This is a genomic window from Kitasatospora gansuensis, assembly GCF_014203705.1.
In the GTDB taxonomy this organism is placed as follows: domain Bacteria; phylum Actinomycetota; class Actinomycetes; order Streptomycetales; family Streptomycetaceae; genus Kitasatospora; species Kitasatospora gansuensis.
In genome coordinates, this window is the sequence record NZ_JACHJR010000001.1 from 7,589,064 (window position 1) to 7,611,506 (window position 22,443).

Consider the following 22,443-nt stretch of genomic DNA (forward strand, 5'->3'; position numbering starts at 1 on the left):
GACAGCCGGTTCCGCGGCCCCGTGGCGCACTCCGTTGCGCGGCCCGGGCCGCCCCGTCCGCGACACCAGTTGCGTGAACTTGAGGGAGGCGGTGTTTGCGATGGCGGAGGCGAGGGGCGTCCTGCTGCCGGCATACGTGGTGGCCGACGAGTCGGGCTCGATGGCGCCGTACCAGCGTGAGCTGGGGGACGGGGTGGCGTCGCTGTGCGAGGGGCTGCGGGCGGAGCCGATGGTCGCGGCCAAGCTCCGGCTGGCCGTACTGGGTTTCTCTGACGACGTCCAGGTCCGGCTCGCGGTGGCGGACATGCGCACCGAGACCACGGTGCCCCGGCTGGTGATCCGCGGAGTGACCAACTACCGGGCCGTCTTCGAGGACCTGCTGCGCCGGATCCCCAGCGACGTGAAGTGGCTGCGCGGCGAGGGCTACCGGGTGCACCGCCCGGTGGTCTTCCTGCTCAGCGACGGCCAACCCACCGACGGCACGTCCTGGCACGCGCCGCACGCCGAGCTGACCGACCGAAACCGCACACCGACCGCGCCCAACATCATCGCCTGCGGTCTCGGCGACGCCCGGGCGCAGACCATGGTCGATGTGGCGACCCGCCCCGAGTTCGCCTTCCTCGCCAAGTCCGGCACCGACGTCGGCCAAGCGATCTCGGAGTTCTTCCACTCGCTCACCATGAGCCTGGTGGCCTCCGGGCACGCCCTGAACTCGGCAAACCCGCAGCTGGTGGTGAACCGGCCCGACCAGTTCACCATGGCCATCGACGAGGTCGGCCGGTGACACCCGCACACCGGGACGACCCGGACCCAGCGCCGCCGACGGTGCCTGCGCGGCCCGCCGGGCCACCCGCGACGGGACGGCCGGACCCGGCACCATGGCAGCGGATCACCGTGGACGTGCCGGGCCTGGAGTTCGAGGCCCGGCCGCCCAGCCAGTACGCCTTCGACTTCCCCGACAGCGAATGCGAGGGCTGGTCCACCGACCGGCTCACCCTGAGGTTCGCCTCCGTCCGCGGCGCCAAGCACCGCTACTACCGTCAGCCGCGCCAGGACGCGGCGCGCGCCGCCGTGCACGAGGCCACCGGCAGCATCGTCTTCGCGGTCGCCGACGGCGTGTCCAGCGCCGCCGAGTCCCACCAAGGCGCCGTCGAGGCGTGCCGGGCCGCCATCGAACGCATCCTGCACCTGCTCGACCAGGGCCAGGGGCGGCTCGACGGCTCGGACGTCGCGGCCCACGCCGCGCAGCGGCTGCGGGAACTGGCACGGTGGCGGCTCGGCGTCCCCGCACCGCAGCTGGCCGAGGTGACCCGCCTGTACGCGACCACCCTGGTGGCGGGGGCGGTCCGCGCCACGGGCGATGCCCTGGAGGCCGAACTCTTCCGGATCGGCGACTCCGGGGCGTGGCTCCTCGACCGGGCCGGCGGCAGCTACCACCCGTTGTTCGGTGGCAAGGCCGCACCGGGCGCGCCGCTGGTCAGCAACGAGGTCTCCCCGCTTCCCCTGGTCCCCGAACACCTGGAGACTGCCGTCAGACGTTTGGCCGAGCCATGGACGCTGATCATCGGCACGGACGGCTTCGGCGACCCGCTCGGCGAGGGTGACGGCCGGGTCGGGGAGCTGTTCGCCCGCCAACTCGCTTCGCCGCCACCGCCGTTGTGGCTCGGCCATGTGCTGGACTTCAGCCGGGAGACCTTCGACGACGACCGCACCCTGCTGGCGATCTGGCCCCGCGCCGAGGGGCCGAGGTGAGCGCCGGACCGGCCACTCCGGTGGAGTTCGCCGCGCTGACCCTGGGAGCGGAACTCGGCCGCGGCGGCCAGGGATCGGTCCATCAGGTGCGCAACAAGCGCATCAACGAGTCGGCAGCCGACGGCGGTTGGGAGGTCGTCTACAAGGAGTACGCCCCCGCGGTGCTGCCGCAGGTGGACTCGGCCGCGCTGGCCGCCGCGGCCGCGCTGCCCGGGCGGCTGACCGGCGAACAGGGGCGCTGGCTGTGCGAGAAGACCGCCTGGCCGGCCACAGTGGTCCGGCGCGGCGGGCAGACCTGCGGCTTCCTGATGCGCGCCGTCCCCGACCGCTTCCACTTCACCCTCCGGACCCTGGCGGCCGGCAACCAGGGCTCGCCCAGGCTCGCCACCCTGGAGTACCTCCTCAACGAGGACGCCTACGTCGCCGGGATCGGACTGACCGTCGCCGACCGGGACCGCCTCCTGCTGCTCGCCGACCTCGCGACCACACTCGACCGGCTGCACCGCTTCGGCGTCACCGTCGGCGACCTCTCGCCGAAGAACCTGCTCTTCACCCTCACAACAAAGCCCGAATGCTTCCTCATCGACTGCGACTCGGCCCGCACCGACGGTGCAACCGTGCTGCCGCAGGCCGAGACCCCGGACTGGCACGTCCCCACGGGCGAGGAACGGGCGACCCGGCACAGCGACACGTACAAGCTCGCCCTGCTCGCCGTCCGCCTCTTCGCCCGCGACCAGAACACGACCGACCCGGCCGCGTTGGCGGCGATCGACCCGGCCCTCGGGGCCCTGGCCCGTGCCTCACTCGGGACGGACCCGGCCGCCCGGCCGACGCCCGCCGCCTGGGCGGAGCACCTGGCCTCGGCGTCCGGCAGCCTGAGGCCCGGCAACAGGCCCAGGGCCAGTGGCGGAGCGACGCGAAACCCGTCCGGCGGACCGGCCACCCCGCGACCTTCCGTCGGCAACGGAGGCGCATCGGCTGGGCCGGCAGCCACCGGTGGCACGGGGACGGGCGGTGCTGCGGCGGCCGGGGTCGGCAAGGTACTCGCCGCAGTAGCCGTCGCCGTGGCCTTGCTGCTGTTCGTGGCCCACCGCGACGACTCCGACCGGGCCGACGCCCGCTCGCCCGCAGCCAGTCACCTGCCGACGGCCAGTCAGCCGCCGTACCCGCTCGGCAGTTCCGTCCGGACCGCGCAGCCCGATCCGACGCTCAGCAGCGCCCGCCCGACAACCCCGCCCACCCCGAGTCCGACCGATCCGATCGCCACCGCTGGCGTCGGCGACTGCTTCTTCGACACCGGGACCAGCGGCCAGGCCGATCTCAACCCGACCACCTGCACCAGCGGGGCGTTCAAGGTCGTCCGGATCAACGAGGGCAGCACCGACCTGGGCGGTTGCACCAACGTGCCCGGAAACGACGAGAGCGTCAGCTCCAAGCGCTACTCGCGGGTCTTGTGCCTCAGCTACCAGAGCCCCGGCGGAGACTCCTACCACGCCCAGCAGGGCGACTGCGTCTTCGGGCCGTCCGGCGCCGACCCATGGTCGGTGCTGTCCTGCCGGATCGCCGCCTTCAAGGTCCTCACCGTCTACAGCGGCACCAGCGACCACTCCAAGTGCGACAACTGGCCCCACTACAACCACTGGCGGACCGTCCCCGGCCCCAAGGGTGCCGACCGCGACGTCCTGCAGTGCCTGTCCATGGTCTTCCCCGACGATGCGGGCTACGCCACCGTCCGCCAATGCCTGTCCAAGTCGGGCTCCACCTTCACCAACGTCGGCAGCTGCGAGCGCTCCAACGTCTACGTCACCGGACGCACCGACACGCCCAACAACCCCGCGTTCTGTGGCCAGGACGCCTCCACCTACTGGCGCTCCAACGAGTTCCCCGACCTCGGCTACACCGTCTGCTGGCGCTGGCGCTGACCCCTCGGCCGGCCCACGGCGGCCATCCCGTCACCCCACCAACGAAGTCCGAGGACCTGACATGGCATTCCGCTACCGGTGCGGCGAGTGCGGCTTCAAGACCTCCTGGGGCACCGAGTCCCAGGGCGAGCGGGAACAGATCGCGCACTACGCCGACCGCCACCCCGGCCTGTTCCCTGGCGGAACGGTCGAGGCCAACACCAAGAACCCGGAGGGTGGCAGCGGCTGCCTCGGGGTCCTCGCCGTGCTCTTCCTGCTGTTCGTCCTCGCCGCCTCGTGCCACCGATGAACAGCGCCGACCCGAACACCGACCAGAGGAGGACGTCATGACGGAGCATTACTGGAACCAGGATCCGGCCGCACCGGCACCGCCGACCTGGCAGCAGACGCCACGCGCGGTGCCGCCGCGACTCGGTCACAGCGGCGGTGCCGCGGCATCGGCTCCTGCCGGGGCGCCGGCCGCCCAGCCGGTGCAAGCGCCAGGCCCGGGCACACCGCCGCCCACGTCGGCGGCGGCGCAGCCGCCGCTCGGGTCCGCGCCGCCGCCCGGGGTGCGGGGAACGCGCCGGGGAGCCGGAGTGCTGCGACACTGGCGGCTGCTGGCGGCCGCTGTCCTGCCCAGCCTCGTACTGGCCGGCATCGGGTGGTGGGTGTGGCCGCAGCAGCCTGCGGCGGGTGTGCCGCACATAGCCGCGGGGACGGTCCAGGCGGAACTCCTCAGTGCTGACAGTGTCAGCCGGCTGGCCGGGACGACGGTGGTCGCCGGACCCCGCTCGAACCGACCCCACGCCGCGCTCACCGTGACGCCGGCCGAGTGCGCCGTCGTGGCGGGACCGACCACGCAGGCGGTGTACGGGCAGTCGTGGAAGGCATTCCTGTCGGCGACCTACCAGGACGCGGATGGCACTGGCGCTCACACCGTGAACCAGGTGATCGGAGTGTTCCCGGACGGCGAGAGGGCGAGTGCCGCGTTCCGGACGCTCACCGACGGACTCTCCAAGTGCCCGACCTCGACCGTCACCGACCAGGCCGGTCGTAGCGCGAAGTGGGCCTACGCGACCCACGCTCCCTTCGCGGCCGTCGTGACGTGGCAGGCTGCGCAGGAGGGCGCCGCGAACTGGGCCTGCCACCACCAGGCGCGGGTGACCGGAACCAGCCTGGTACAGGTGACCGTCTGTCAGGGCGGCGACGGTGCGCTCACCACCTCCAAGATCGCCGACGAGCTCGCCGGGCAGGTGGCCGGATGACCGCGTCCCCCGTCAGGACGGCCGCGCACCGCCGACGGACATGGCCGCGCGTCGTCCTCCTGGTACTGATGGCACTGCTGGTGCCGGTCGTCGGTGCGGGGGTGCAGACGATCACTGCCACCAACGCCGTGGCCGTCACGGCACCCTCGGGCACGGCGGTCCCCGTCCGCCTCGCCCTGCCCGGGGGGTTCGAGGCCGCCTTGGCGACCCTCCTGCAAGAGGTCGAGGAGGAGAACAAGCGCGTGGCGGAGCTCGCGCAGCAGGAGAAGGAAGTGGTTGCGGAGGCGGAGCGGATCACCAAGGCGGCTGCCGCTCTCGACAACGACATCCAGGCGAACAACGCGAAGACCACTGCCGCGAACCAGAAGACCAGCAGCCTCAACACGCGCACCCAGGCACTGAACGCCAAGATCGACGCCCACAACGCGAAGCCGAACAAGTTCCAGCTGCCCGCTCAGGCCGCCGCCGCCAATGCGTACCAAGCCGAGGTGAACGAGCTGAGGAGCGAGCAGTCGCAGCTTCAGGCCGAGGCGAGCGGCCTCCAGAGCGAGCGAGCCCAGGTCGAGCAGGAACGGGCCGGGCTCACCTCCAGGAAGTCCGAGCTCACCAGCGCCTCCCGGGCGAATGACTCGAAGGCCTCCACCCTCCGGAACGAGGCGCAGCAACTCCAGAACCAGAACCAGCAGTTGCTCCAACAGATGGCGCAGGCGGTCCAGAGCCTCGTCGAGACTCCGCCGAGCCCGGCGGCGACGATGGACCGGGGCGGTGACGCGCCGGCCCCGCCGCAGCGCAGCGAGCCGTCGCAGGGCCAGGACACGGACACTGCCGACAGCCCGTACCGGCAGCCGCAGATCTCCGCCCTGAAGGCGTACGAGAAGGAGAGCGGCACCAGCGTCGACATGCGTCCGGGCACGGCGTACCTGACGCCCGAGGCCGTCAGCAAGCTTCCTGCTGCACAGGCGGCCGTGCTCGGCAGCCCCTCCATCACCTACGACGGCCTGGCCCGCAAGCCCAACGGGCGCTACACGGCGCTGCGGGTGCGGACGCCGGAGGCTGCCGCGCTTCCGGCGCTGGCGCCGGAGGTCCTCGGCACCGCCGGGCTCGTGGTGCACCAAGCCGGCCGGAAGCGCGTCGTCGACGAGGTCAAGGAGCTCCAGGAGGCTCCGAGCTCCTCGCAGCCGGCCCCGGGGAGCACGCCGACTCCCGAGCCGACTCGCGAGCCGAAGGACTGCCGAAGCGGCTTCGGCGGTGGATGGCGTACGTACCTACCGATCGATCAGTCCGGTCGAGCCCAAGGTGCGGAGGCGTGCCTCGATGAGGCATGGCTCAATACGCACGAGGGCTCGACAACCACGCGCGACATACGACCGCTCGGGTACGAGTGGGCCGGACGATACGGCGCATGGCTCGGAAGCCGTCCACCCAATCTCTGGATCAACAACTGCCACCTGCTTGCCGCCAGCCTGTCCGGAAGCGGCACCGACCTCGCCAATCTCGCCACCTGTTCCCGTGCGGCGAACGCCAGCAAGCAAGCCGTTGACGATCCAGGAATGAATCCCAACATGGCGTCCATCGAGGCCCAGGTAAAGAAGGCCATCGTGGCGGATCATCAAATCGTTCATTACACGGTTGTGGCGCGCTACGAGGGGACGCGTACGGTTCCCTATGAGTTTGACATCACGGCAGTCGGAACCCATGTTGACGGAAGTCCGGGGATCGACGTTCATTCCGCCATCCAGAACAGGATCTTCGGAGTCAATTCCGGCGGATGGTTCAACCTGGGCAGGGCCGACGAGAATAGTGCGCCGGTTCCGACGGGTGCGATGAAATGACCGACTTCGAGGGAGATGCCATGGCTTCCACGTCCGTTGACGGTCTTCGAAGGGTCCTCCGAATCGTTGCCGGAAGTCCGGAAGGTGCCGCTGCCGATGCCGCAGGTCTCGCCGACGTCGAATCCGGCTTGGGCACGGCCCTTCCCCGGGACTACGTCGACTTCATCTCCACCTACGGAGCAGGGAACATCAGCGACTTTGCCTGGATCGCATGTCCTGCCACTCCTGCCCGAAGCAAGGGGGCTCCTCCGAGTGTCAAGAGCGCGACCGATGCTTTCCGAAACTCAGCCGCCGGTGACGACTTCTGGCCCGCGGGCCGCCTTCCCGTGAAGGATTTGATCCAGTGGGGTGGTGACGATGGTGCCAACAACTACCTCTGGCATTCCAACGGGGCGGATCCTGACAAGTGGCCCGTCGTCATTGCACTGCACGGTCTGACCCCGGTGGTGTGCGACTTCGGAATGATCGAATACCTGCGGAGGGCGTGTGAGGACCTCCTGGCAGGCCCGATCCGGGGCCTTCGAATGGGCCCCGACGCCCGTTTCCTCCATTGGCAAGAATACAACCGCCTGTTCGACTTGGGCGTCGACCCCTGGACCGGTGAAAGGCACGAGTACTCATAGATGATGACCCAGCAGCGCGCACGGCCGCGCGTCGCGTTCTGCTGACACCGCGGGCGAGGAGCTGATCGGCACGATGGCCCGCTCGGGCCGCAGCAGCGAGACACGCACCCGGGTCTCGGCCACGCCTGACCTCGCCCCTCGAGAGCGGGCAGCACCTGCCGGGCCGCGTTCCCGATCCGCGTCGCTAACACCTCAGCCGGGCCCCGCGGTTGCGGGCCGGGAGCGCGGCGGGCTCAGGGTCCGGGGGCGGGAATCGGCAGGTGTGTCTGCCGGAAGTGGGGGTAGCCGACCCACCGTCAGATCGAGTTCGTCCGTTGAGGAGGCAGTTGTGAGCAGCGGACTGTGGGGTTACGAGAGCGCCCAGGACTACGCGGCGGGTACCGACCTGACCGGGTACCGGGTGGAGGCCACGGACGGTCACATCGGCAAGGTCGACAAGCACACCGAGGACGTGGACACGGCGCACATCGTGGTCGACACCGGCCCGTGGATCTTCGGTCGTGAGGTCCTGCTGCCGGCCGGCACCATCAGCCGGGTGGACGCGGTGGAGAAGACCGTGTGGGTGAACCGCACCAAGGACGAGATCAAGAACTCGCCCGAGTTCGACAGGGACCAGCACACCGACAACCGCGACTACCGCGACCGGGTCGACGGCTACTACACCGGCGGCACCGCCCTCTGACACCGGAGTGCGACAGCGGCGGGGCCCCGTACCGGCGAGCGGTGCGGGGCCCCGGCGGGGTGCACGAGGTCGGCGACGGCCGTTCCTACCGCCCCCGGGGCGACTGGGCGAAGCAGTTGTAGCGGTGAACCCGCGAACATGGTGCCGGGCAGTAGAAGCAACGGACTTGCGGCGTACCGCGGGCTCTGAACGCGCTCTGGTCCGCGAGTTGGACGCGGAACGGCCATGCCGAGGAACATAGTTACTGCCCGGAGTCATTGCCCGCGGACCCCTGGAATTGCCCACTCAATTGTCCATTCTGTGCAGGCACTGCCCATTTCACCGTGGAACCTACACCGGGCACCTCGGCGGCGAACTGGCCGGCCTGGAGCAGATAGGCGGCCCGGTATCCGCCGTCGGGGTCGGCCATGAGCTCGGAGTGCGTGCCGCTTTCGGACAGGCGGCCCTCGTGCAGGACGTGGATGAGATCGGCGTCGGCCGTCGCTCCGAGGCGGTGGGTGATCAGGATGACGGTGAGGCCCTGGTCGGCGAGTTCGCGGATGCGGGCGAACGCGGCGATCTCGCTCTGGGCATCGAGGGCGGAGGTCGGCTCGTCGGCGATGACCAGGTGGGTGGGGCGTCCGCCGGGTCCGTTGGTGAGGGCCCGGACGTGGGTTCGGGCGGCGCCGACGCGCTGCCACTGGCCGCCGGACAGCTGTACGCCGCCCTGGAAGCCGCGGGCGGCGAGGGTGTCCCAGCCCCTGTCCTGGGCCTCGACGACCGGGTGCAGGTCGGCGTAGTCGGCGGCGCCCTTGAGCAGGGCCGGGTCGTCGCCGTGCTCGGGGCGGCCCACCAGCACGTTGGCGCGCAGGGTGAACGGCCAGCGCTGGAAGTCCTGTTCGAGGACGGCGACGGAGGAGAACAGCTGGTCGCGGTCGGCGCCGGCGGTGTCGGTGCCGTCCCACAGGATGCGGCCGTTGTCCGGGAGGTAGAGGCCGCAGAGGACCTTGACCAGCGTGGACTTGCCGGAGCCGTTGTCGCCGACCAGGGCCACCACTTTTCCGCGCGGGATCTCCAGGGTGATGTCGGTCAGCGCCGGGGTGGTGCGGCCGGGGTAGGTGAAGCCCACGCCCTCCAGGGTGATGGTGTCGGGGCGGTGCGGGAGATCGGTGCCACCGGTGGGGATGGCGCGCCGCCCGGCCTCGCGCTGGAGGCGCTCCAGATCGGCGACGAACAGGGCCTCCTCGTAGAGGCCGTTGGCGGTGCGTACCAGGGAGGTGATGTCGGCGGCTCCGGTGCGGATGCCGACCACGGCGGTGCCGGCGACGGCAAGGGCCATCTGTCCGTCGTGGACGAACCAGCCCAGGACGGCGAAGGTTGCGGCGGCGGCCAGACCGGAGAGGGCGGAGGCGAGCACGGAGGTGGTGGCGGCGGCGCGGGCGAGGCGGTTCTGTTCCTGCTCGGACGCCTCGGCCATCGCGGTGTAGTGGCCGAGGATGAACGGGCCGATGGCGTGGACGCGGACTTCGGGCGCGGAGTGCGGTTGGGTGATCAGCTGGGCGAGGAGGGCGGAGGCCCGGTGGTGCTGGAGCCAGGCCATCATCGAGCCGTACCGGCGGCGGGCCGAACGCACCGCGCCCCAGCCCTTCGGAGCCGCGATCAGAATCAGCATGGGCATCAGCACCGGGTCGAGGGTGAGCAGGACCCCTCCGGCAGCGGCCAGGCCGAGCAGGGCGGTGAGGACGGCGATGCTCTGGCTGATGAGGCGTCGCACCGCCGCGGTGCCGAACCGGGCGGACTCCAGCAACCGGCTGAAGTCCGGGTCCTCCAGGGAGGCCAGCTCCACACGGGCCGCACCTTGCAGGAAGGCAACCGTGGCCGCCCGTTCGGTCTTGGGCTCCAGCCGGCCGCCCGCCCAAGAGGAGGCGATGCCCAGGAGCGCGGAGAGGGCGGAGGCGCCGCCGACGGCGAGCGCGGCGGGCAGGGCCGCGCGCAGCAGCTGGTCGGCGCCGCCGGAGGCGAACAGGGAGGCGAGGGCCCGGCTGGTGGCGAGCAGCCCGAACGCGGCGGCCAGGGCGCGGCCGATCTCGGCGACGGCGATGACCACCAGAGCGGTCCGGTCGGCCTGCCAGGCCAGGCGCAGGGCGGTGCGGAGCAGTCCGGGGATCTGGCGGGCGACCGTGAGAAAGTCGATCTTGAGCATGGTCTGCTCGTGGGAGGTGAAGCCGTAGTCGTAGCGGAGCCGGCCGCCGAACAGGAACTGTTCGCTGTCGGAGACGCTTTCGTCGGTCAGGGGCTCGGTCGGGCGGGTCTTCAAGAGCGCTCCTCAACTGTGCGGACGCTACGGGAGAGGGTCGTCATCGGTCTGCCGGTCGTGACGGCGAGGGCGGTCACCGGATCCACCCGCCGGGGCCGGGGCGCAGGGCCATGAAGCCGTCCAGGGGTTCGAAGCCGAGGGTGCGGTACAGGCTCGCGCCGGCGGCGGTGGCCCGCAGTTCGATGGAGCTGCAGCCGCGGTCCTTGAGCGCCTCGACGAGCGCGGCCGTGACGGCCCGGCCGTGCCCCTGCCGCCGGTGGGCGGGGTCCGTGACCACGGTGTGGATACGGCCCCAGAGACCGGTGGGGAAGGCGGGGCCGAGGTAGCCGCGGTAGACGATGCCGATCGCGCACGCGGCGAGGCCGCCGTCGGTGGGCACCACGAAGGCCAGCAGGTTGGGGTCGGTGCCCAGGCGCTCGCGCATGTCGTCGCGGAAGACGGCGCGCCACTGTTCGGTGAGCGGGCCGCCGTCCAGGACGGCGACGCGTAGGCGCAGCAGCTCGTCGGCGTCCTCGGGGACGGCGGGCCTGGCAGCGGTGGTGGTCATCGGCTGCTCCTCTCCAGGGCGGGGTGAGTGGTCATCAGGCCCCGACCAGGCCGCGCGGGTCCGCGGCCCTGTCCCAGCCGTGGGTGGAGAAGCCCCGGCCGCCGCCGAGATAGGCGGCCAACGCGGCGTGCGAGGTGGCGAACATCGGGGTCGGCAGTCCGGCGGAGTCGATCCACACCACGTCGAGGTGCTTGTCGGGCTCGGTGTTCGTCAGCTCGCCCTGCCAGGCTGAGAGTGGCCACAGATCCTCCGGACACAGGTCGGTACGCGGGCACCCAAAACGCCGGGCCGGCACGTACGGAATCATCAAGTCCATTACACACAAGCCGAGTTGGCGAAATTGCTACGGGTTGGAAGTGTCCGATGATGGTGCTGTTCGACGGCCCTGTTCAAGTGGATTGCCTCCGGGCGAGCCCGGGTCGAACGGGGACGTTTCGAGCACCTTCCCGGCGCGCTCCAGAGCACCGCCAAGGGCGCTTGGAGGGCGGCGAGAACGGCGCCGGAGTCCAGCGCGCAGGCGGCGAGCGCCCGTTCGAGCGCGGTCGCCGTACCGCTGTCGAGGCGACTCCGGATGCCGGGGTGGGCGAGAAGATCACGAGCCGCGTAGCCGTCACCGGATTCACCCGTTCGGCGGGTCAGCTGCTCCATGAGGTTTCGGAGAGACCCGGGTCGCGCTCGGTGCAGTATTCGATTGCACGCACCAAACTTCACGACCTGGCCGCCGCCGGTGGCCCGGCCCCGACCTGGGCCCAGTGCGCCCGCGACACCTGGAGGACCACCGCGTGACCGTCGAGCTCCGCCACCACCGCGATCTGACTCCCGAAGTTCGGCAGGACCTGCTGGAGGCGTACGCGGACGTGCGGGCCCCGCTGCTGCACCTGGCGAACTACCGCGTCGAGGCGTTCGTCGAACGCCTCGACCGGCACGCCACCGAGCCTGGCTTCGAACTCGTCCTCGGCTACGACGGCCAGGTGCCGGTCGGGTACGCCTACGGCAACACCGTCGACGCCGGCGACCGGTACTGGAGGCGCATGTCCGAGCCCCTGCCCGTTGGCTTCACCGACACCCCGGTGCTGGCCATCAAGGAGATCGGCGTCCGCACGCCCTGGCGCGGCACCGGAACCGCCCGCCGCATCCACGACGGCCTGCTGACCCACCGAGGCGAGGACCGCGTCGCCCTGATGGTCAACCCGCTCGCTGGAGACGGCAAGGTCCTGCGGCTCTACGAGGCCTGGGGCTACCAGGCGTTCAACGTCCAGCAGTCGTCAGCGGACTCACCCAGGCTGATCGCGATGGTCCGCCCGCAGCCGCTGTGACGCGGTGTCGCCGCGGTCCCGGTCGGACGACGAACCGTGAGACCGGTATGCCAACACTGCGGAAAGGGACGGGCCGACACTGACCATCCACGGCAGCGGGGTCTACGGGACCGATTGGACCACTGCAAGACGGTCTCCTGGCGATCACGAGCGGGGCACAGGTACTCGCCCCTGGTCAGGCGCTCGGCGGTGCGGCCGGCCTGGCCAGTACCCGGTCCAGGACGTCGGCGAGGAATCGCGCCGGATCCGGGACCGGCGCCGGGGCCCGCATCGCGACGATCGCGTCCGGTCGTACGAGCAGGGCGCCGTCGTCGGACAGCCAAGGTGCGGAGACCCGGTGTGCCGGTAGGCCGACGAGCGTTGCGCCGGCGAGCCAGCGGTCGCCCGCTGCACCCACCAGCAGGGTCCACCGGGACGCGACCAGGTCGAGGGTGGAGACCCCGTCGACCCACGCATGGGGCACCCGTGAACCAGGTGACCCGTCCAGAGCGGCCAACAGGTCGACCGTGGACGGGAGTTCCGGCCGCGGATCGACGACGGCGGCCGAGTCGTACCGCTGGCCGAGGTGCACGACCGGCGCCGCCCACACCCCCGCCGCAGCCCTGGTGGCGTCGGCCTCGGGTCCACGCCCCCAGTGCAGCGCCGGGTCGGCGTACCTGCGCATCGCCTGGTCCAGCGTCGCCGCAGCGACTGGCTCGCGCTCCCGCGCGTAGGTGTCGAGGAGGCCGGCGCCCGCCTCGCCGTGGTGGACGGCGGCCAGCTTCCACGCCAGGTTGTGAGCGTCGGCGACGCCGGTGTTGAGGCCGAACGCACCCAGGGGCGCCACCGTGTGGGCAGCGTCGCCGGCCAGGAACACGCGGCCGACGGCGAAGCGGTCGGCCAGGGCACTCCGGGGCCGCCACGGCAGCACGCTGCGTACCTCGACCTCGAGGTCGGGATCGCCGACCGCCGCGCGGACGACCGCGACGCAGCGCTCGTCCGTGAAGTCCTCGGGGCGCTCGCCGCTGTCCATGTCGCAGGTGACGTGGAAGACCCAGGTGGTCGTTCCGTCCACGGTCACCAGCAGGCCGGGTGCCTCCGGTGTGGTGATCGTGCAGGTGCCGAACGACATCCCCCGCAGGTGGGGTCGGAGGTCGGCGCGGAACAAGATGTTGATCTTCGACTTGCCCAGGTCGCCCGCCCCGGAGGTGCCCACGCCGAGCGCAGTCCGCACGGGGCTGTGGGTACCGTCCGCAGCCACCACACGCCCGGAGCGCAGCGAGTAGTGACCGTCGGGCCCTTCCAGTTCGACGTCGACGCCGTCGGCGTCCTGTGTGATGCCGACCAGACGGGTCGACCAGCGCACATCCGTGCCGCGGTGCGCCAGGTCGGCCGCCACCACGGCGTCGAGGCGGTCCTGTGCACAGACGCCACGCAGCCGAAACGGCGTCGGGTCCAGCTCGGTGGCGGACGGGATCGGCATGGGCACGGTCACGACATCGCCCGCGCCCATCTCGACGACGGTCCGTGCCACCGCCTTGGCCGTGGCACCCCGCAGGTCGACGGCGGCGGTGTCGACGGCGGTGTCCAGTCCGAGTTCACGCAGGATCTCGACCGTGCGGGGCCCGATGCCGGTGGCGCGGGGGTGGGCCGACGGCCCCGAGCGGCGTTCGATGAGCACCGCGGGGACGCCGTGACGGGCGAGCAGTGCGGCGGTGAGCAGCCCGACGCTGCCGCCCCCGACCACGAGGACCGGCACATCCGGATACGCTGTTTCTGTCATGGATACACCGTAGCCAGAAGCTAGAATGCCGGTCAACGAGAAGGGGAAGCACCCGATGACCGAACCCGCTCCCTGGTCGGTGTGGACCAGGCCCCGCCCCGAACCGGCCCGCCGCGCCCCGGGAGTGGACCAGTACGTGGCCGCCGCGCTGGCCGTCGCCGACGCGGAGGGCCTGGCCGCGGTCTCGATGCGCCGCGTCGCCGGCGATCTCGGCTCCGGCACGGCCACCCTCTACCGCTACATCACCAACCGCGACGAGTTGGTGGACCTGATGGTCGACGCGGCCCAGGGCGAAGATCCGCTCCCCGAGCCCACCCCGGACTGGCGCACCGATCTGGCCGCGGTCGCACACGCCCAGCGCGCGACCCTGCTGCGCCACCCGTGGCTGGCGGCCGAACTCGCGGGCAGGCCCTCGCTCGGCCCCAACACGTTGCGGCGGGCCGAATCCGCCCTGCGCGCTGCCGTCGCACTCACACCCGACATCACGCTGGCGTCGCAGGCGCTCAGCGCCGTGCACGCGTACGTGCTGGGCTCGGTGGCCGGCCAGCAGGCCGCCCGGCGTGCCGAGCAACGCACCGGCCTGAGCGAGGAGCAGTGGCAGCGCAGCCTCGGCCCCTACATCAGCGCCGTCCTCGCGGCGGGCGAGCACCCGATGCTCGCCCGCCGCGTCCACGAGGCCGAAGAATCCGACCCCGACGCGGAGTTCGCGTTCGGCCTGGACTGCGTGCTCGACGGCCTCGCAACCCGATTGGGTCGCTGACCGTTCGGTACGGCTGCTTCGGCGGTCGCCGGGCGCAGTGGAGCCCGGCAGGCCGATCGGCGAGGTGGCCGCGCTCAGCGAGTACGGCGGCAACGATCTGACGTCCTCGGTGACAGATGCGCTGGGGCCGGAAGGCCGGCCCGGGGGCCTGGCCCGACGCGCTGGTCAGCCGGACGGCGATCAGGCCGATCCGAGGCTGTCGGGGCACCGGGGCCAGCCGGAGCAGGCCCACGTACCGGCCGGCCTGCACGGCCACCGCGAACTTCGACGGGTCCGGCACGGTGACCCCGTCCGAGAGCGGGATGACCTCGGCCGGCATCGTCTGCCGGCTGACGCCGGCCCCGACCTCCGCGCGGATCACGCGGTCCAGTGCGCGCAGCGGCTCTTCCGCCGCCTGGCCGGCGGGCAGGACGGTCAGGCCCGACGGCGGCCGCAGGGCGTCCAGCCCCGTGCTGTTCGGATCGGTGGGCACGGCGTAGACCTGAAGGACCGTCAGGGGGTGCCCGGTCGGGCCGGGGGTGGGCTGCGTGGTGTTCATGGGTGTCTGCCTCTCGGAGTGCTCTGCTTTCGGGCACTCCGGGCGACGCCCCGCCCAACCCCTTTTCTCAGGCGGGGACCGGTTCGGTCCTGGGATACGGACTGAGCATGGTGTCGAAGTAGCCCTCCGGGGCTCCCTCCAGGAAGGTCGGCAGGTTTTCCAGGAAGGCACGCAGCGGGGGTGTCGCGTTGTGCCGGTCCAGGTCTTCCTGGGAGCGCCAGACCTCGTACAGGAAGAAGCGGCCGTCCTCGTGTTCGTGGAGGTGGTACTGCAGGTTTCCGGGCTCTTGCCGGGTGGGTTCCACGAAGGAGGAGAGGATGCGCCGGACCTCGTCCGCGCGCTCCGGCCTGGGGCGGAGGAAACCGTAGAGGGCGATGGGGTGATCCGTGTTCGTCATGGACCTCACGCTAAGATCTCACATCAATGTGAGATTCAAGAGCTTGTGAGGGGCGTCACATGAAGATCGGCGAGCTCGCCGCCACGACGGACACCTCGGTCCGGCTCCTGCGCTACTACGAGGAGCAGGGCCTCCTGCCGTCCTGCCGTCTCGACAGCGGCCACCGCCGCTATGACGACAGCGCCCCCGCCGCGGTCCGTCGCATTCGCGCACTGCTGGACGCCGGCCTCCCGACCCGGGTCATCCGCGATCTCCTGCCGTGTATTCGCCAGGACGGCACGGTCGCCGAATGCAAGCTGGAGACCCTCCAGGAGCACCTCCAGGGCCTGGACGACCGAATCTCCGCACTGTCGGAAACCCGCACCTCACTGGCGGGGCTCATCTCTGCCACCCGGGCCCACGCGTAGTCCAGGCACTGACTGGTCACGTGGTCGCCAGGCAGGTCCGTCCCAGCTGCCTCTGGTGTTTCGGCGACGGCCGACTAACATGAGGTGTCCTCATGTTTGATGCTCTGTAAGCAGGGAGTCAGGCCGTGCCGAACCGACTCGACCTTCCGGCGGGCTTCCGCTGGGGAGCCTCCACCGCCGCCTACCAGATCGAGGGTGCCGTCGGGGAGGGCGGGCGCGGCCCGTCCGTCTGGGACGTCTTCGCCGCCCGGCCCGGGGCGGTCCGGGACGGGCACACCGGGGCGGTGGCCTGCGACCACTACCACCGGTATCCCGAGGACGTCGCGCTGATGCGCGGCCTCGGCCTGGACGGCTACCGGTTCTCGATCGCCTGGCCCCGCATCCAGCCGACCGGCGCGGGACCGGCCAACCCCGAGGGGCTCGCGTTCTACGACCGACTGGTGGACGAGCTGCTGACGGCCGGGATCACCCCGCTGCCGACCCTCTTCCACTGGGACCTCCCGCAGTCTCTCGAAGAGACCGGCGGCTGGCTGAACCGCGACACCGCGTACCGGTTCGCCGAGTACACGACGGCGGTCGCGGACCGCCTCAGCGACCGCGTACCCGCCTGGATCACGCTCAACGAGCCCTTCGTGCACATGGTGTACGGCTACGCCCTCGGCATCCACGCCCCCGGCCGCGCCCTGATGCTCGACGCCCTGCCCGCCGCCCACCACCAACTGCTGGGCCACGGGCTGGCGGCCGCGGTGCTGCGCGAGCACGGCAAGGAGGTGATGATCGCGAACAACCTCACCCCGGTCCGCGCGGCCACCGCCGACCCCGCCGACCTGGCGGCCGCCGACGCCTACGACGCCCTGCACAACCGGCTGTTCACCGACCCGCTGCTGCTCGGGCAGTACCCCGACCTGTCGGCGTTCGGCGTCACGGAGGACCTCGGCGGCGCCGTCCGCCCCGGCGACCTGAAGCTCATCGCCGGCCCCGGCCTCGACGGACTGGGCGTCAACTACTACAACCCCACCCGCATCGCCGCCCCCACCGACCCCGGCCTCCCCTTCACCGAAGCCCCGATCGACGGCGTCCCCCGCACCGCCTTCGGCTGGCCGGTCGTCCCCGACGGCCTGCGCGAACTCCTGGTCGGCCTCCGCGACCGCTACGGCGCGGCCCTGCCGCCCATCACGATCACCGAGAACGGCTGCTCCTACGGCGAGGAGCTGGACGACCAGGAACGGATCAGCTACCTGGACGGCCACCTGCGCGCGGTGGAGGCGGCCGTCGCGGAGGGGGTCGACGTGCGCGGCTACTTCACCTGGTCGCTGCTGGACAACTTCGAGTGGGCCGAGGGCTACCACCAGCGCTTCGGCCTGGTCCACGTCGACTTCGAGACGCAGAAGCGCACCCCCAAGGCTTCCTACACCTGGTACCGCGACCTGATCGATACTCACCGAACCTGGCATTCACACGGTAGTTGAGCTCCGGTTCGGATGTGGCGCCCGTCAGGCTCGATGCAGCTTCGGCAGTGCGTTGCGAAGCAAGTTCATCGTCACCGTGGTGGGCCTCGCTGCCTGACGCCTCGTCGGCCTCCGCCCTCTCCGGTGGGGCTGACGAGGTGTCAGGCGCATGGCGACCCGTACGGTGGGTAACACGTTCACATGTTCGGGAACTGGCGAGTGCAGCGGGGTGTGCTGCTGATCTGCGCGGCGCTCGGCCTGACCGTGGCCCTGTGCCTCTGGTTCGCGCGCGGCTTACAGGACTTCGGCGAGAGCCTGGCCCTCAACCTCGCCCCCGAGCTCCTCACCACCGTCACCACCCTGCTGGTCATCCAGCCGGTCGTGGCCAGGCTGGAGGAGGACCGAGTCCGCGAACACCTCCGGCTGGACTACGTCTCCTTCTGCGACAAGGTCGCCCAGACCGGCGACATCGTCTGCATCCTCGACACCACCTCGACCATGATCTCGGGCGATACCGCCCAGCGATTCGCCGACGCCGCCGGCGCCGCGATCGGCCGGGGTGCGATCCTGCAGATCATGTTGCTCGATCCGGATTCCCTCGCCGCCCAGCAGCGTTCCCACGAGCTCAGCGCCGACGTACGGCACGAAATCCTCCGCACCATCCGCGACCTGCGCCGGATCGAGACCCGGCTCGCACCCGAGCGCCGCGCCCAACTCCAGGTCCGCGTCTACGACGCCGCGCCCTCCATTCAGCTCTACCGCTGCGGCCAGCGGATGATGGTGAGCTTTTTCCCGGTCGACCGCCGCTCCGGCGACGCCCAGCAGTTGGAGGTCCGCGCCACCACTCCGCTCGGCTCCTTCGTCTCCGAGCGCTTCGCCGAGCTGTGGAACAGCGGACGGCCCATCAACGACCTGCTCAAGAAGCAGGTCGAGCTCCTGGACGACTCCGACGCCGCAGGCGAACCCATCTGGCTGGAGTACGTCCAGAGCAACGGTGACATCTACGTCAGCGACCACCGCCTCCTCGTTGAGCTTGCCCGACGGGGCGGCCGTCCCGTTCGCGCCCTCCTCGACGGCAGTGCCACCCCCGTCTTCCACCTCACCCTCGTCGAGGACAGCGAAGCCCCCCTGTACCGAGCCCTCGCCTCCGCCCACGCCGACAAGTACGGTGCCGACGCCGACGTCTTCATGTGCTTCCGCCCTGCCCCGGCCGCACCGGATTGACTGGTCGTCATGGACATGGCTAACTCATTCGGGGCACCCGACTTGCGGTGGGGGTCGAGTTGTGCGCACCGGACCCCGGCGAGACGATGGATGAAGTCCCCCAATCGGCCCGACAGCCACCATGTCCGTCCTCAACCGCCGGTCACGAACCGGTGGTTGGCAGATCGGAGGCCCCCGTCATGGTGGACACCCAGGCGCCCGCGAGCGGCACCCCGCTGTACTGCACCCTCCAGCCCGCCACTAAGCCCGAGCTTCGCCCCGGACTCGGGCCGAACCGGGTGCGCGCGATACTTCAGATCCGAACCAAGTGGGTCAACGGCACCGTCCTGCACTACCACTTCCTGAACCGGACCGGCGGCGGCCAGGGCCCGGAGCAGCTGGACGAGGTCCGGGCCGCCTTCCACGACTGGAAGGGCCTGGGCATCGGCCTGGACTTCAAGGAGGTGGACGACGCTTCCGAGGCCGAGGTCCGGATCGCCTTCGCCGACGACGGCTCCTGGTCGTATGTCGGCCGGGACGTGCTGACCATCGGCGTCCACGAACCCACCATGAACTTCGGCTGGGACCTCACCACCCCGTGGGGCCGCGCCACCGCCCGGCACGAGACCGGCCACACCCTGGGCCTGCCGCACGAGCACCAGAACCCGTACGCGGGCATCGTCTGGGACGAGGAGGCGGTCTACACCTCGCTCGGCAAGCCGCCGAACAGCTGGACCCGCGAGGAGACCTTCAACAACATCCTGCGCAAGCTCTCCAAGCAGGAGGTCACCGGCTCCACCTGGGACCCGGAGTCGATCATGGAGTACCCCTTCGAGCCCGGCCTGATCAAGGAACCCGAGAAGTACGCCCGGGAGGGGATCGAGGGCCCGCTGTCCCTGTCCGCGATCGACAAGGACCAGGTGCTGCACTGGTACCCGCCGGTCTCGGTCGGCCCGGTGCGGCTGGAGCCCGGCCGGTCCGTCCCGCTGAAGCTGTCCACCGGCGAGCAGGCGGACTTCGAGATCACCCCGGCCGAGACCCGCAAGTACGAAGTCGGCACCTTCGGCCAGAGCGACGTCCTGCTGGTGCTCTTCGAGGACGTGCACGGCGAGCTGCGGTACGTGACCGGCGAGGACGACAGCGGTGCCGACGTGAACGGCCGACTGTCCGTCAGGCTGTTCAAGGGCCGCCGCTACGTGCTGCGGGCCCGGCTCTACTCCAACTACGGTTCCGGCGAGACCACGATCATGTACTGGTGACCCGGTGCCGGTGCGCTCAGAACGGCCGCAGGTCGGGCGGGATCGTGACCACCACCGTCGCCCGCTTCTCGGCAGCGGTGGCACCGGTCCGGACGGCCCACGGCTGTTCCGAGCGCATCCAGTCCGGCAGCCCGAGCGGAAAGTCGGCCGCCGGGACGGGCGTCAGGTCGCCCGCGGTCAGCTCGGGGCCGTAGGGCACCAACTGCCGCGCGTGGTCAGGGTGGGAGACGGCCGGGTGGAGAGCCTCCAGGCCCTCGTTCCAACTGGCCGTCAGCCGGGCCATCGCCGCGGCGTGGTCGCCGGAGCTCTCCGGGAAGGTCGGGTGGATGATCTTGTGGAAGGTGCCGTCGAAGGCCGCTCCGATCGGGCCGGACTCCCGCCACATCCCGAAGGCGGTGCCGGCCAGGCTGCCGAGTGCGATCACCGCCTCCACCTCGTTGTCCGTGACCAGCGCGTCCAGCCAGGAGTTCCGGTACTTCGCGATCTCCGGGTCCTCGGCGTGCGCCTGGCCGCCCTGCTGCCCGAAGACGCTGTAGAGGAAGGTGTTGACCATGACGTAGCTGCGGTCGATGCCCAGCCGGGCCAGGAAGCCCTGGACCCGGCGGTCGGCCGTGCCGACCAGGATCCGCCGGACGATCGCCTCGTGCTGCGCCGGGTCCTGACCGATCACCAGGACCCGAGCCGTCCCGTCCAGCCGCCCGCGGTGGAACACCGGCCCCCACTCGGTGCGGAAGTCGTCGGTCGGATAGACGTCCTCGCCCGGGAAGTCCCGCGCCAGGGACAGGTACGGCTCCCGGACCACGCCCGGATCGAACTCGTGCATCGCCAGCTCCCGCAACCCTCCGAAAGGAGGACGTGCCATGACATCCCGGTACGCCCTGCAGGGCCGCATCGTCACCATGGACCCGCACGACACCGTGATCGAGGACGGCGTCCTCTACGTCGGCGATGGTGTCATCGAAGACGTCCGCCCGGCCGCCGACCCGCCGCCACCGGGCCACGAACTCACCCCCCGTACCGCCAGCGGCGGGAGCGTCTACCCCGGGCTGATCGAACTGCACAACCATCTGGCGTACGACGTGCTGCAGCTCTGGCAGGTCCCCAGGGTCTACACCAACCGGGACCAGTGGGGTGGCACCGGTACGTACCGGCAACTGGTCACCGGACCGATGACGGTGCTCGGTCGCGACGCGGCGCTGATGCCCGCCGTGGCCCGCTACGTCGAGGCCAAGGCACTGATCAACGGCACCACCACCAGCCAGGGCATCGCCCTGTTCAGCAACGCGGGCGCCCGTCGGATGTACCGCGGCGTCCTGCGCAACGTCGAGCAGCCCGAGGACCCGGCGCTGCCCGCCGCCACCTCCCGGATCGCCGACATCGACGCGGCCGACGCCCGGCGCTTCCTCGACCGGCTCAGCCGCTCCCAACGACTGCTGCTCCACCTGGCCGAAGGCACCGACGAGCGCGCCCGGGAGCACTTCCGGGCCCTGGAGTTCGAGCCCGGCAAGTGGGCCGTCACCGAGAACCTGGTCGGGATCCACTGCGCCGCCCTCACCCGGGCCGACTTCGACGTACTCGCCGAGCACGGCGGCGCCATGGTCTGGTCCCCGCTCTCCAACCTGCTGCTCTACGGCCGCACCGCCGATGTAGCCGCCGCGCGGGCCGCGGGCGTGGCCGTCGCCCTGGGCTCGGACTGGTCGATCTCCGGCAGCAAGGGCCTGCTGGGCGAACTCAAGACCGCCCGGCTGGCCGCCGCCGGCACCTTCACCGACCGCGAGCTGGTGGCCATGGCGACCAGGGACGCGGCCCGGATCCTGCGCTGGGACGCCGCCCTCGGCGCCCTGCGGCCCGGCCTGCGGGCCGACCTGCTGGCCGTCGCCACCACCGACCCCGACCCGTACCGGGGGCTGCTGCTCGCCGCCGACACCGACATCCGGCTGGTGGCCGTGAACGGCGTGCCGCGGTACGGCACCACCCGGCTGATGCGCAAGCTCGCCGGTGACGCCGCACCCTCCGACCCCGGACCTGGCGCCCCGGACGGACGGCTCGTCAACCTGCTGGACGCCAACGCCGATCCGCTGGTCGCCGGCCTGACCCTGCCCCAGGCCACCGAGCGGCTCACCGCCGCCCTGGCCACCCTGCCCGCCCGTGCCGAACGCGGCCTCGCCCCGCTCGCCACAGCCCGCCCCGACGAACCGCCCCGCTGGTACCTGGCCCTCGACGAGCTCCAGCCCACCGGCGCAGAGCTCCGCCCCCGCCTCCCGGCCCACTCCGCCGCCACCGGTCCCTCGCTGGCCGCCCCGGCCCCCGCCCCCGCCGACCTCGTCCCCCTCACCCTCGATGCCCTCACCGCCACCCACGACAAGCCCTACCGCACCACCCTCGCCGCCGAGGCCAACCTCCCCCCGACCCTGCGGGCCGCCCTCACCGAGCTCCTGAACCCCGCCTGAAC

Annotated in this window: 21 protein-coding genes and 1 pseudogene; 15 read left to right on the forward strand and 7 right to left on the reverse strand. The window is 71.2% G+C overall.

Annotated features, from left to right (window positions below; genetic code table 11):
- Positions 1-100: 100 nt before the first annotated feature.
- From F4556_RS34220 to F4556_RS34255, 8 genes are all read left to right on the forward strand, one after another.
- A complete protein-coding gene (locus F4556_RS34220; protein WP_184923129.1) occupies positions 101-784 on the forward strand; it encodes a vWA domain-containing protein in 684 nt (227 codons plus the stop codon).
- A 110-nt stretch (positions 785-894) separates the two neighbouring features.
- On the forward strand, positions 895-1,752 hold the full coding sequence (locus tag F4556_RS34225) for a protein phosphatase 2C domain-containing protein (protein ID WP_184923131.1): 858 nt from the start codon (positions 895-897) through the stop codon (positions 1,750-1,752).
- Complete coding sequence (locus tag F4556_RS34230; protein ID WP_184923133.1) at positions 1,749-3,674, forward strand: LppU/SCO3897 family protein; 1,926 nt, start codon at positions 1,749-1,751, stop codon at positions 3,672-3,674. The genes F4556_RS34225 and F4556_RS34230 overlap by 4 nt, the downstream gene beginning before the upstream one ends.
- A gap of 61 nt (positions 3,675-3,735) precedes the next feature.
- A complete protein-coding gene (locus F4556_RS34235; protein ID WP_184923135.1) occupies positions 3,736-3,963 on the forward strand; it encodes a hypothetical protein in 228 nt (75 codons plus the stop codon).
- A 289-nt stretch (positions 3,964-4,252) separates the two neighbouring features.
- The gene (locus F4556_RS34240; RefSeq protein WP_184923137.1) at positions 4,253-4,921 is read left to right on the forward strand and encodes a sensor domain-containing protein; all 669 of its coding nucleotides are present in this window, start codon (positions 4,253-4,255) and stop codon (positions 4,919-4,921) included.
- A 68-nt stretch (positions 4,922-4,989) separates the two neighbouring features.
- Complete coding sequence (locus F4556_RS34245; protein ID WP_184923139.1) at positions 4,990-6,753, forward strand: DNA/RNA non-specific endonuclease; 1,764 nt, start codon at positions 4,990-4,992, stop codon at positions 6,751-6,753.
- Complete coding sequence (locus tag F4556_RS34250; RefSeq protein ID WP_184923141.1) at positions 6,750-7,376, forward strand: hypothetical protein; 627 nt, start codon at positions 6,750-6,752, stop codon at positions 7,374-7,376. The genes F4556_RS34245 and F4556_RS34250 overlap by 4 nt, the downstream gene beginning before the upstream one ends.
- Positions 7,377-7,704: 328 nt before the next feature.
- A complete protein-coding gene (locus F4556_RS34255; RefSeq protein WP_184923143.1) occupies positions 7,705-8,058 on the forward strand; it encodes a PRC-barrel domain-containing protein in 354 nt (117 codons plus the stop codon).
- A 241-nt stretch (positions 8,059-8,299) separates the two neighbouring features.
- On the opposite strand, the gene F4556_RS34260 is transcribed toward F4556_RS34255, so the two are convergent.
- The 3 genes from F4556_RS34260 to F4556_RS34270 form a co-directional block, all read right to left on the reverse strand.
- Positions 8,300-10,354: an ATP-binding cassette domain-containing protein gene (locus tag F4556_RS34260; protein ID WP_246511167.1), complete on the reverse strand. Its 2,055-nt coding sequence runs from the start codon at positions 10,352-10,354 to the stop codon at positions 8,300-8,302.
- A 73-nt stretch (positions 10,355-10,427) separates the two neighbouring features.
- On the reverse strand, positions 10,428-10,901 hold the full coding sequence (locus F4556_RS34265) for a GNAT family N-acetyltransferase (RefSeq protein WP_184923145.1): 474 nt from the start codon (positions 10,899-10,901) through the stop codon (positions 10,428-10,430).
- Positions 10,902-10,935: 34 nt separating this feature from the next.
- Entirely contained in the window at positions 10,936-11,208 is a 273-nt protein-coding gene (locus tag F4556_RS34270; protein WP_184923147.1) for an NUDIX hydrolase, read from the reverse strand.
- A gap of 475 nt (positions 11,209-11,683) precedes the next feature.
- Between F4556_RS34270 and F4556_RS34275 the strand changes: the two genes are divergently transcribed.
- Positions 11,684-12,217: a GNAT family N-acetyltransferase gene (locus F4556_RS34275; protein WP_184923149.1), complete on the forward strand. Its 534-nt coding sequence runs from the start codon at positions 11,684-11,686 to the stop codon at positions 12,215-12,217.
- 175 nt (positions 12,218-12,392) lie between these two features.
- Here F4556_RS34275 and F4556_RS34280 read toward each other — a convergent pair whose 3' ends face one another.
- Positions 12,393-13,979 (reverse strand): FAD-dependent monooxygenase, encoded by a 1,587-nt coding sequence (locus F4556_RS34280; protein ID WP_184923152.1) that lies wholly within the window; start codon positions 13,977-13,979, stop codon positions 12,393-12,395.
- A gap of 55 nt (positions 13,980-14,034) precedes the next feature.
- On the opposite strand from F4556_RS34280, the gene F4556_RS34285 reads away from it, so the two are divergent.
- A complete protein-coding gene (locus tag F4556_RS34285) occupies positions 14,035-14,739 on the forward strand; it encodes a TetR/AcrR family transcriptional regulator C-terminal domain-containing protein (protein WP_221503766.1) in 705 nt (234 codons plus the stop codon).
- Positions 14,740-14,908: 169 nt separating this feature from the next.
- Here F4556_RS34285 and F4556_RS38785 read toward each other — a convergent pair.
- Together F4556_RS38785 and F4556_RS34290 are read right to left on the reverse strand one after the other, a co-directional pair.
- Positions 14,909-15,217: pseudogene (locus F4556_RS38785) on the reverse strand (GNAT family N-acetyltransferase); the annotation flags it as partial.
- Between the two features lie 127 nt (positions 15,218-15,344).
- Positions 15,345-15,674, reverse strand: coding sequence for a putative quinol monooxygenase (locus F4556_RS34290; RefSeq protein WP_184923154.1), 330 nt, complete (start codon positions 15,672-15,674; stop codon positions 15,345-15,347).
- 59 nt (positions 15,675-15,733) lie between these two features.
- Between F4556_RS34290 and F4556_RS34295 the strand changes: the two genes are divergently transcribed.
- From F4556_RS34295 to F4556_RS34310, 4 genes are all read left to right on the forward strand, one after another.
- Positions 15,734-16,081, forward strand: coding sequence for a MerR family transcriptional regulator (locus tag F4556_RS34295; protein WP_184923156.1), 348 nt, complete (start codon positions 15,734-15,736; stop codon positions 16,079-16,081).
- 125 nt (positions 16,082-16,206) lie between these two features.
- Positions 16,207-17,550 carry a GH1 family beta-glucosidase gene (locus tag F4556_RS34300; RefSeq protein ID WP_184923158.1) on the forward strand — a complete coding sequence of 448 codons (1,344 nt, stop codon included), beginning with the start codon at positions 16,207-16,209 and terminating at the stop codon, positions 17,548-17,550.
- A gap of 180 nt (positions 17,551-17,730) precedes the next feature.
- Positions 17,731-18,753, forward strand: coding sequence for a hypothetical protein (locus F4556_RS34305; protein ID WP_184923160.1), 1,023 nt, complete (start codon positions 17,731-17,733; stop codon positions 18,751-18,753).
- A 179-nt stretch (positions 18,754-18,932) separates the two neighbouring features.
- Entirely contained in the window at positions 18,933-19,991 is a 1,059-nt protein-coding gene (locus F4556_RS34310; protein ID WP_184923162.1) for a M12 family metallopeptidase, read from the forward strand.
- A 16-nt stretch (positions 19,992-20,007) separates the two neighbouring features.
- Here F4556_RS34310 and F4556_RS34315 read toward each other — a convergent pair whose 3' ends face one another.
- Positions 20,008-20,814 carry a uracil-DNA glycosylase family protein gene (locus tag F4556_RS34315; RefSeq protein ID WP_184923164.1) on the reverse strand — a complete coding sequence of 269 codons (807 nt, stop codon included), beginning with the start codon at positions 20,812-20,814 and terminating at the stop codon, positions 20,008-20,010.
- Between the two features lie 37 nt (positions 20,815-20,851).
- On the opposite strand from F4556_RS34315, the gene F4556_RS34320 reads away from it, so the two are divergent.
- Positions 20,852-22,441: an amidohydrolase family protein gene (locus tag F4556_RS34320; protein ID WP_184923166.1), complete on the forward strand. Its 1,590-nt coding sequence runs from the start codon at positions 20,852-20,854 to the stop codon at positions 22,439-22,441.
- The last annotated feature ends 2 nt before the right edge of the window (positions 22,442-22,443 follow it).

Bases quoted from the DNA above. Each gene is read 5' to 3' on its own strand.
- F4556_RS34220 (WP_184923129.1), top strand. From the start codon at position 101: ATGGCGGAGGCGAGGGGCGTCCTGCTGCCGGCATACGTGGTGGCCGAC.
- F4556_RS34235 (WP_184923135.1), top strand. From the start codon at position 3,736: ATGGCATTCCGCTACCGGTGCGGCGAGTGCGGCTTCAAGACCTCCTGG.
- F4556_RS34245 (WP_184923139.1), top strand. From the start codon at position 4,990: ATGGCACTGCTGGTGCCGGTCGTCGGTGCGGGGGTGCAGACGATCACT.
- F4556_RS34250 (WP_184923141.1), top strand. From the start codon at position 6,750: ATGACCGACTTCGAGGGAGATGCCATGGCTTCCACGTCCGTTGACGGT.
- F4556_RS34265 (WP_184923145.1), bottom strand. From the start codon at position 10,901: ATGACCACCACCGCTGCCAGGCCCGCCGTCCCCGAGGACGCCGACGAG.
- F4556_RS34270 (WP_184923147.1), bottom strand. From the start codon at position 11,208: ATGATTCCGTACGTGCCGGCCCGGCGTTTTGGGTGCCCGCGTACCGAC.
- F4556_RS34280 (WP_184923152.1), bottom strand. From the start codon at position 13,979: ATGACAGAAACAGCGTATCCGGATGTGCCGGTCCTCGTGGTCGGGGGC.
- F4556_RS34285 (WP_221503766.1), top strand. From the start codon at position 14,035: ATGACCGAACCCGCTCCCTGGTCGGTGTGGACCAGGCCCCGCCCCGAA.
- F4556_RS34290 (WP_184923154.1), bottom strand. From the start codon at position 15,674: ATGACGAACACGGATCACCCCATCGCCCTCTACGGTTTCCTCCGCCCC.
- F4556_RS34295 (WP_184923156.1), top strand. From the start codon at position 15,734: ATGAAGATCGGCGAGCTCGCCGCCACGACGGACACCTCGGTCCGGCTC.
- F4556_RS34305 (WP_184923160.1), top strand. From the start codon at position 17,731: ATGTTCGGGAACTGGCGAGTGCAGCGGGGTGTGCTGCTGATCTGCGCG.
- F4556_RS34310 (WP_184923162.1), top strand. From the start codon at position 18,933: ATGGTGGACACCCAGGCGCCCGCGAGCGGCACCCCGCTGTACTGCACC.
- F4556_RS34315 (WP_184923164.1), bottom strand. From the start codon at position 20,814: ATGCACGAGTTCGATCCGGGCGTGGTCCGGGAGCCGTACCTGTCCCTG.
- F4556_RS34320 (WP_184923166.1), top strand. From the start codon at position 20,852: ATGACATCCCGGTACGCCCTGCAGGGCCGCATCGTCACCATGGACCCG.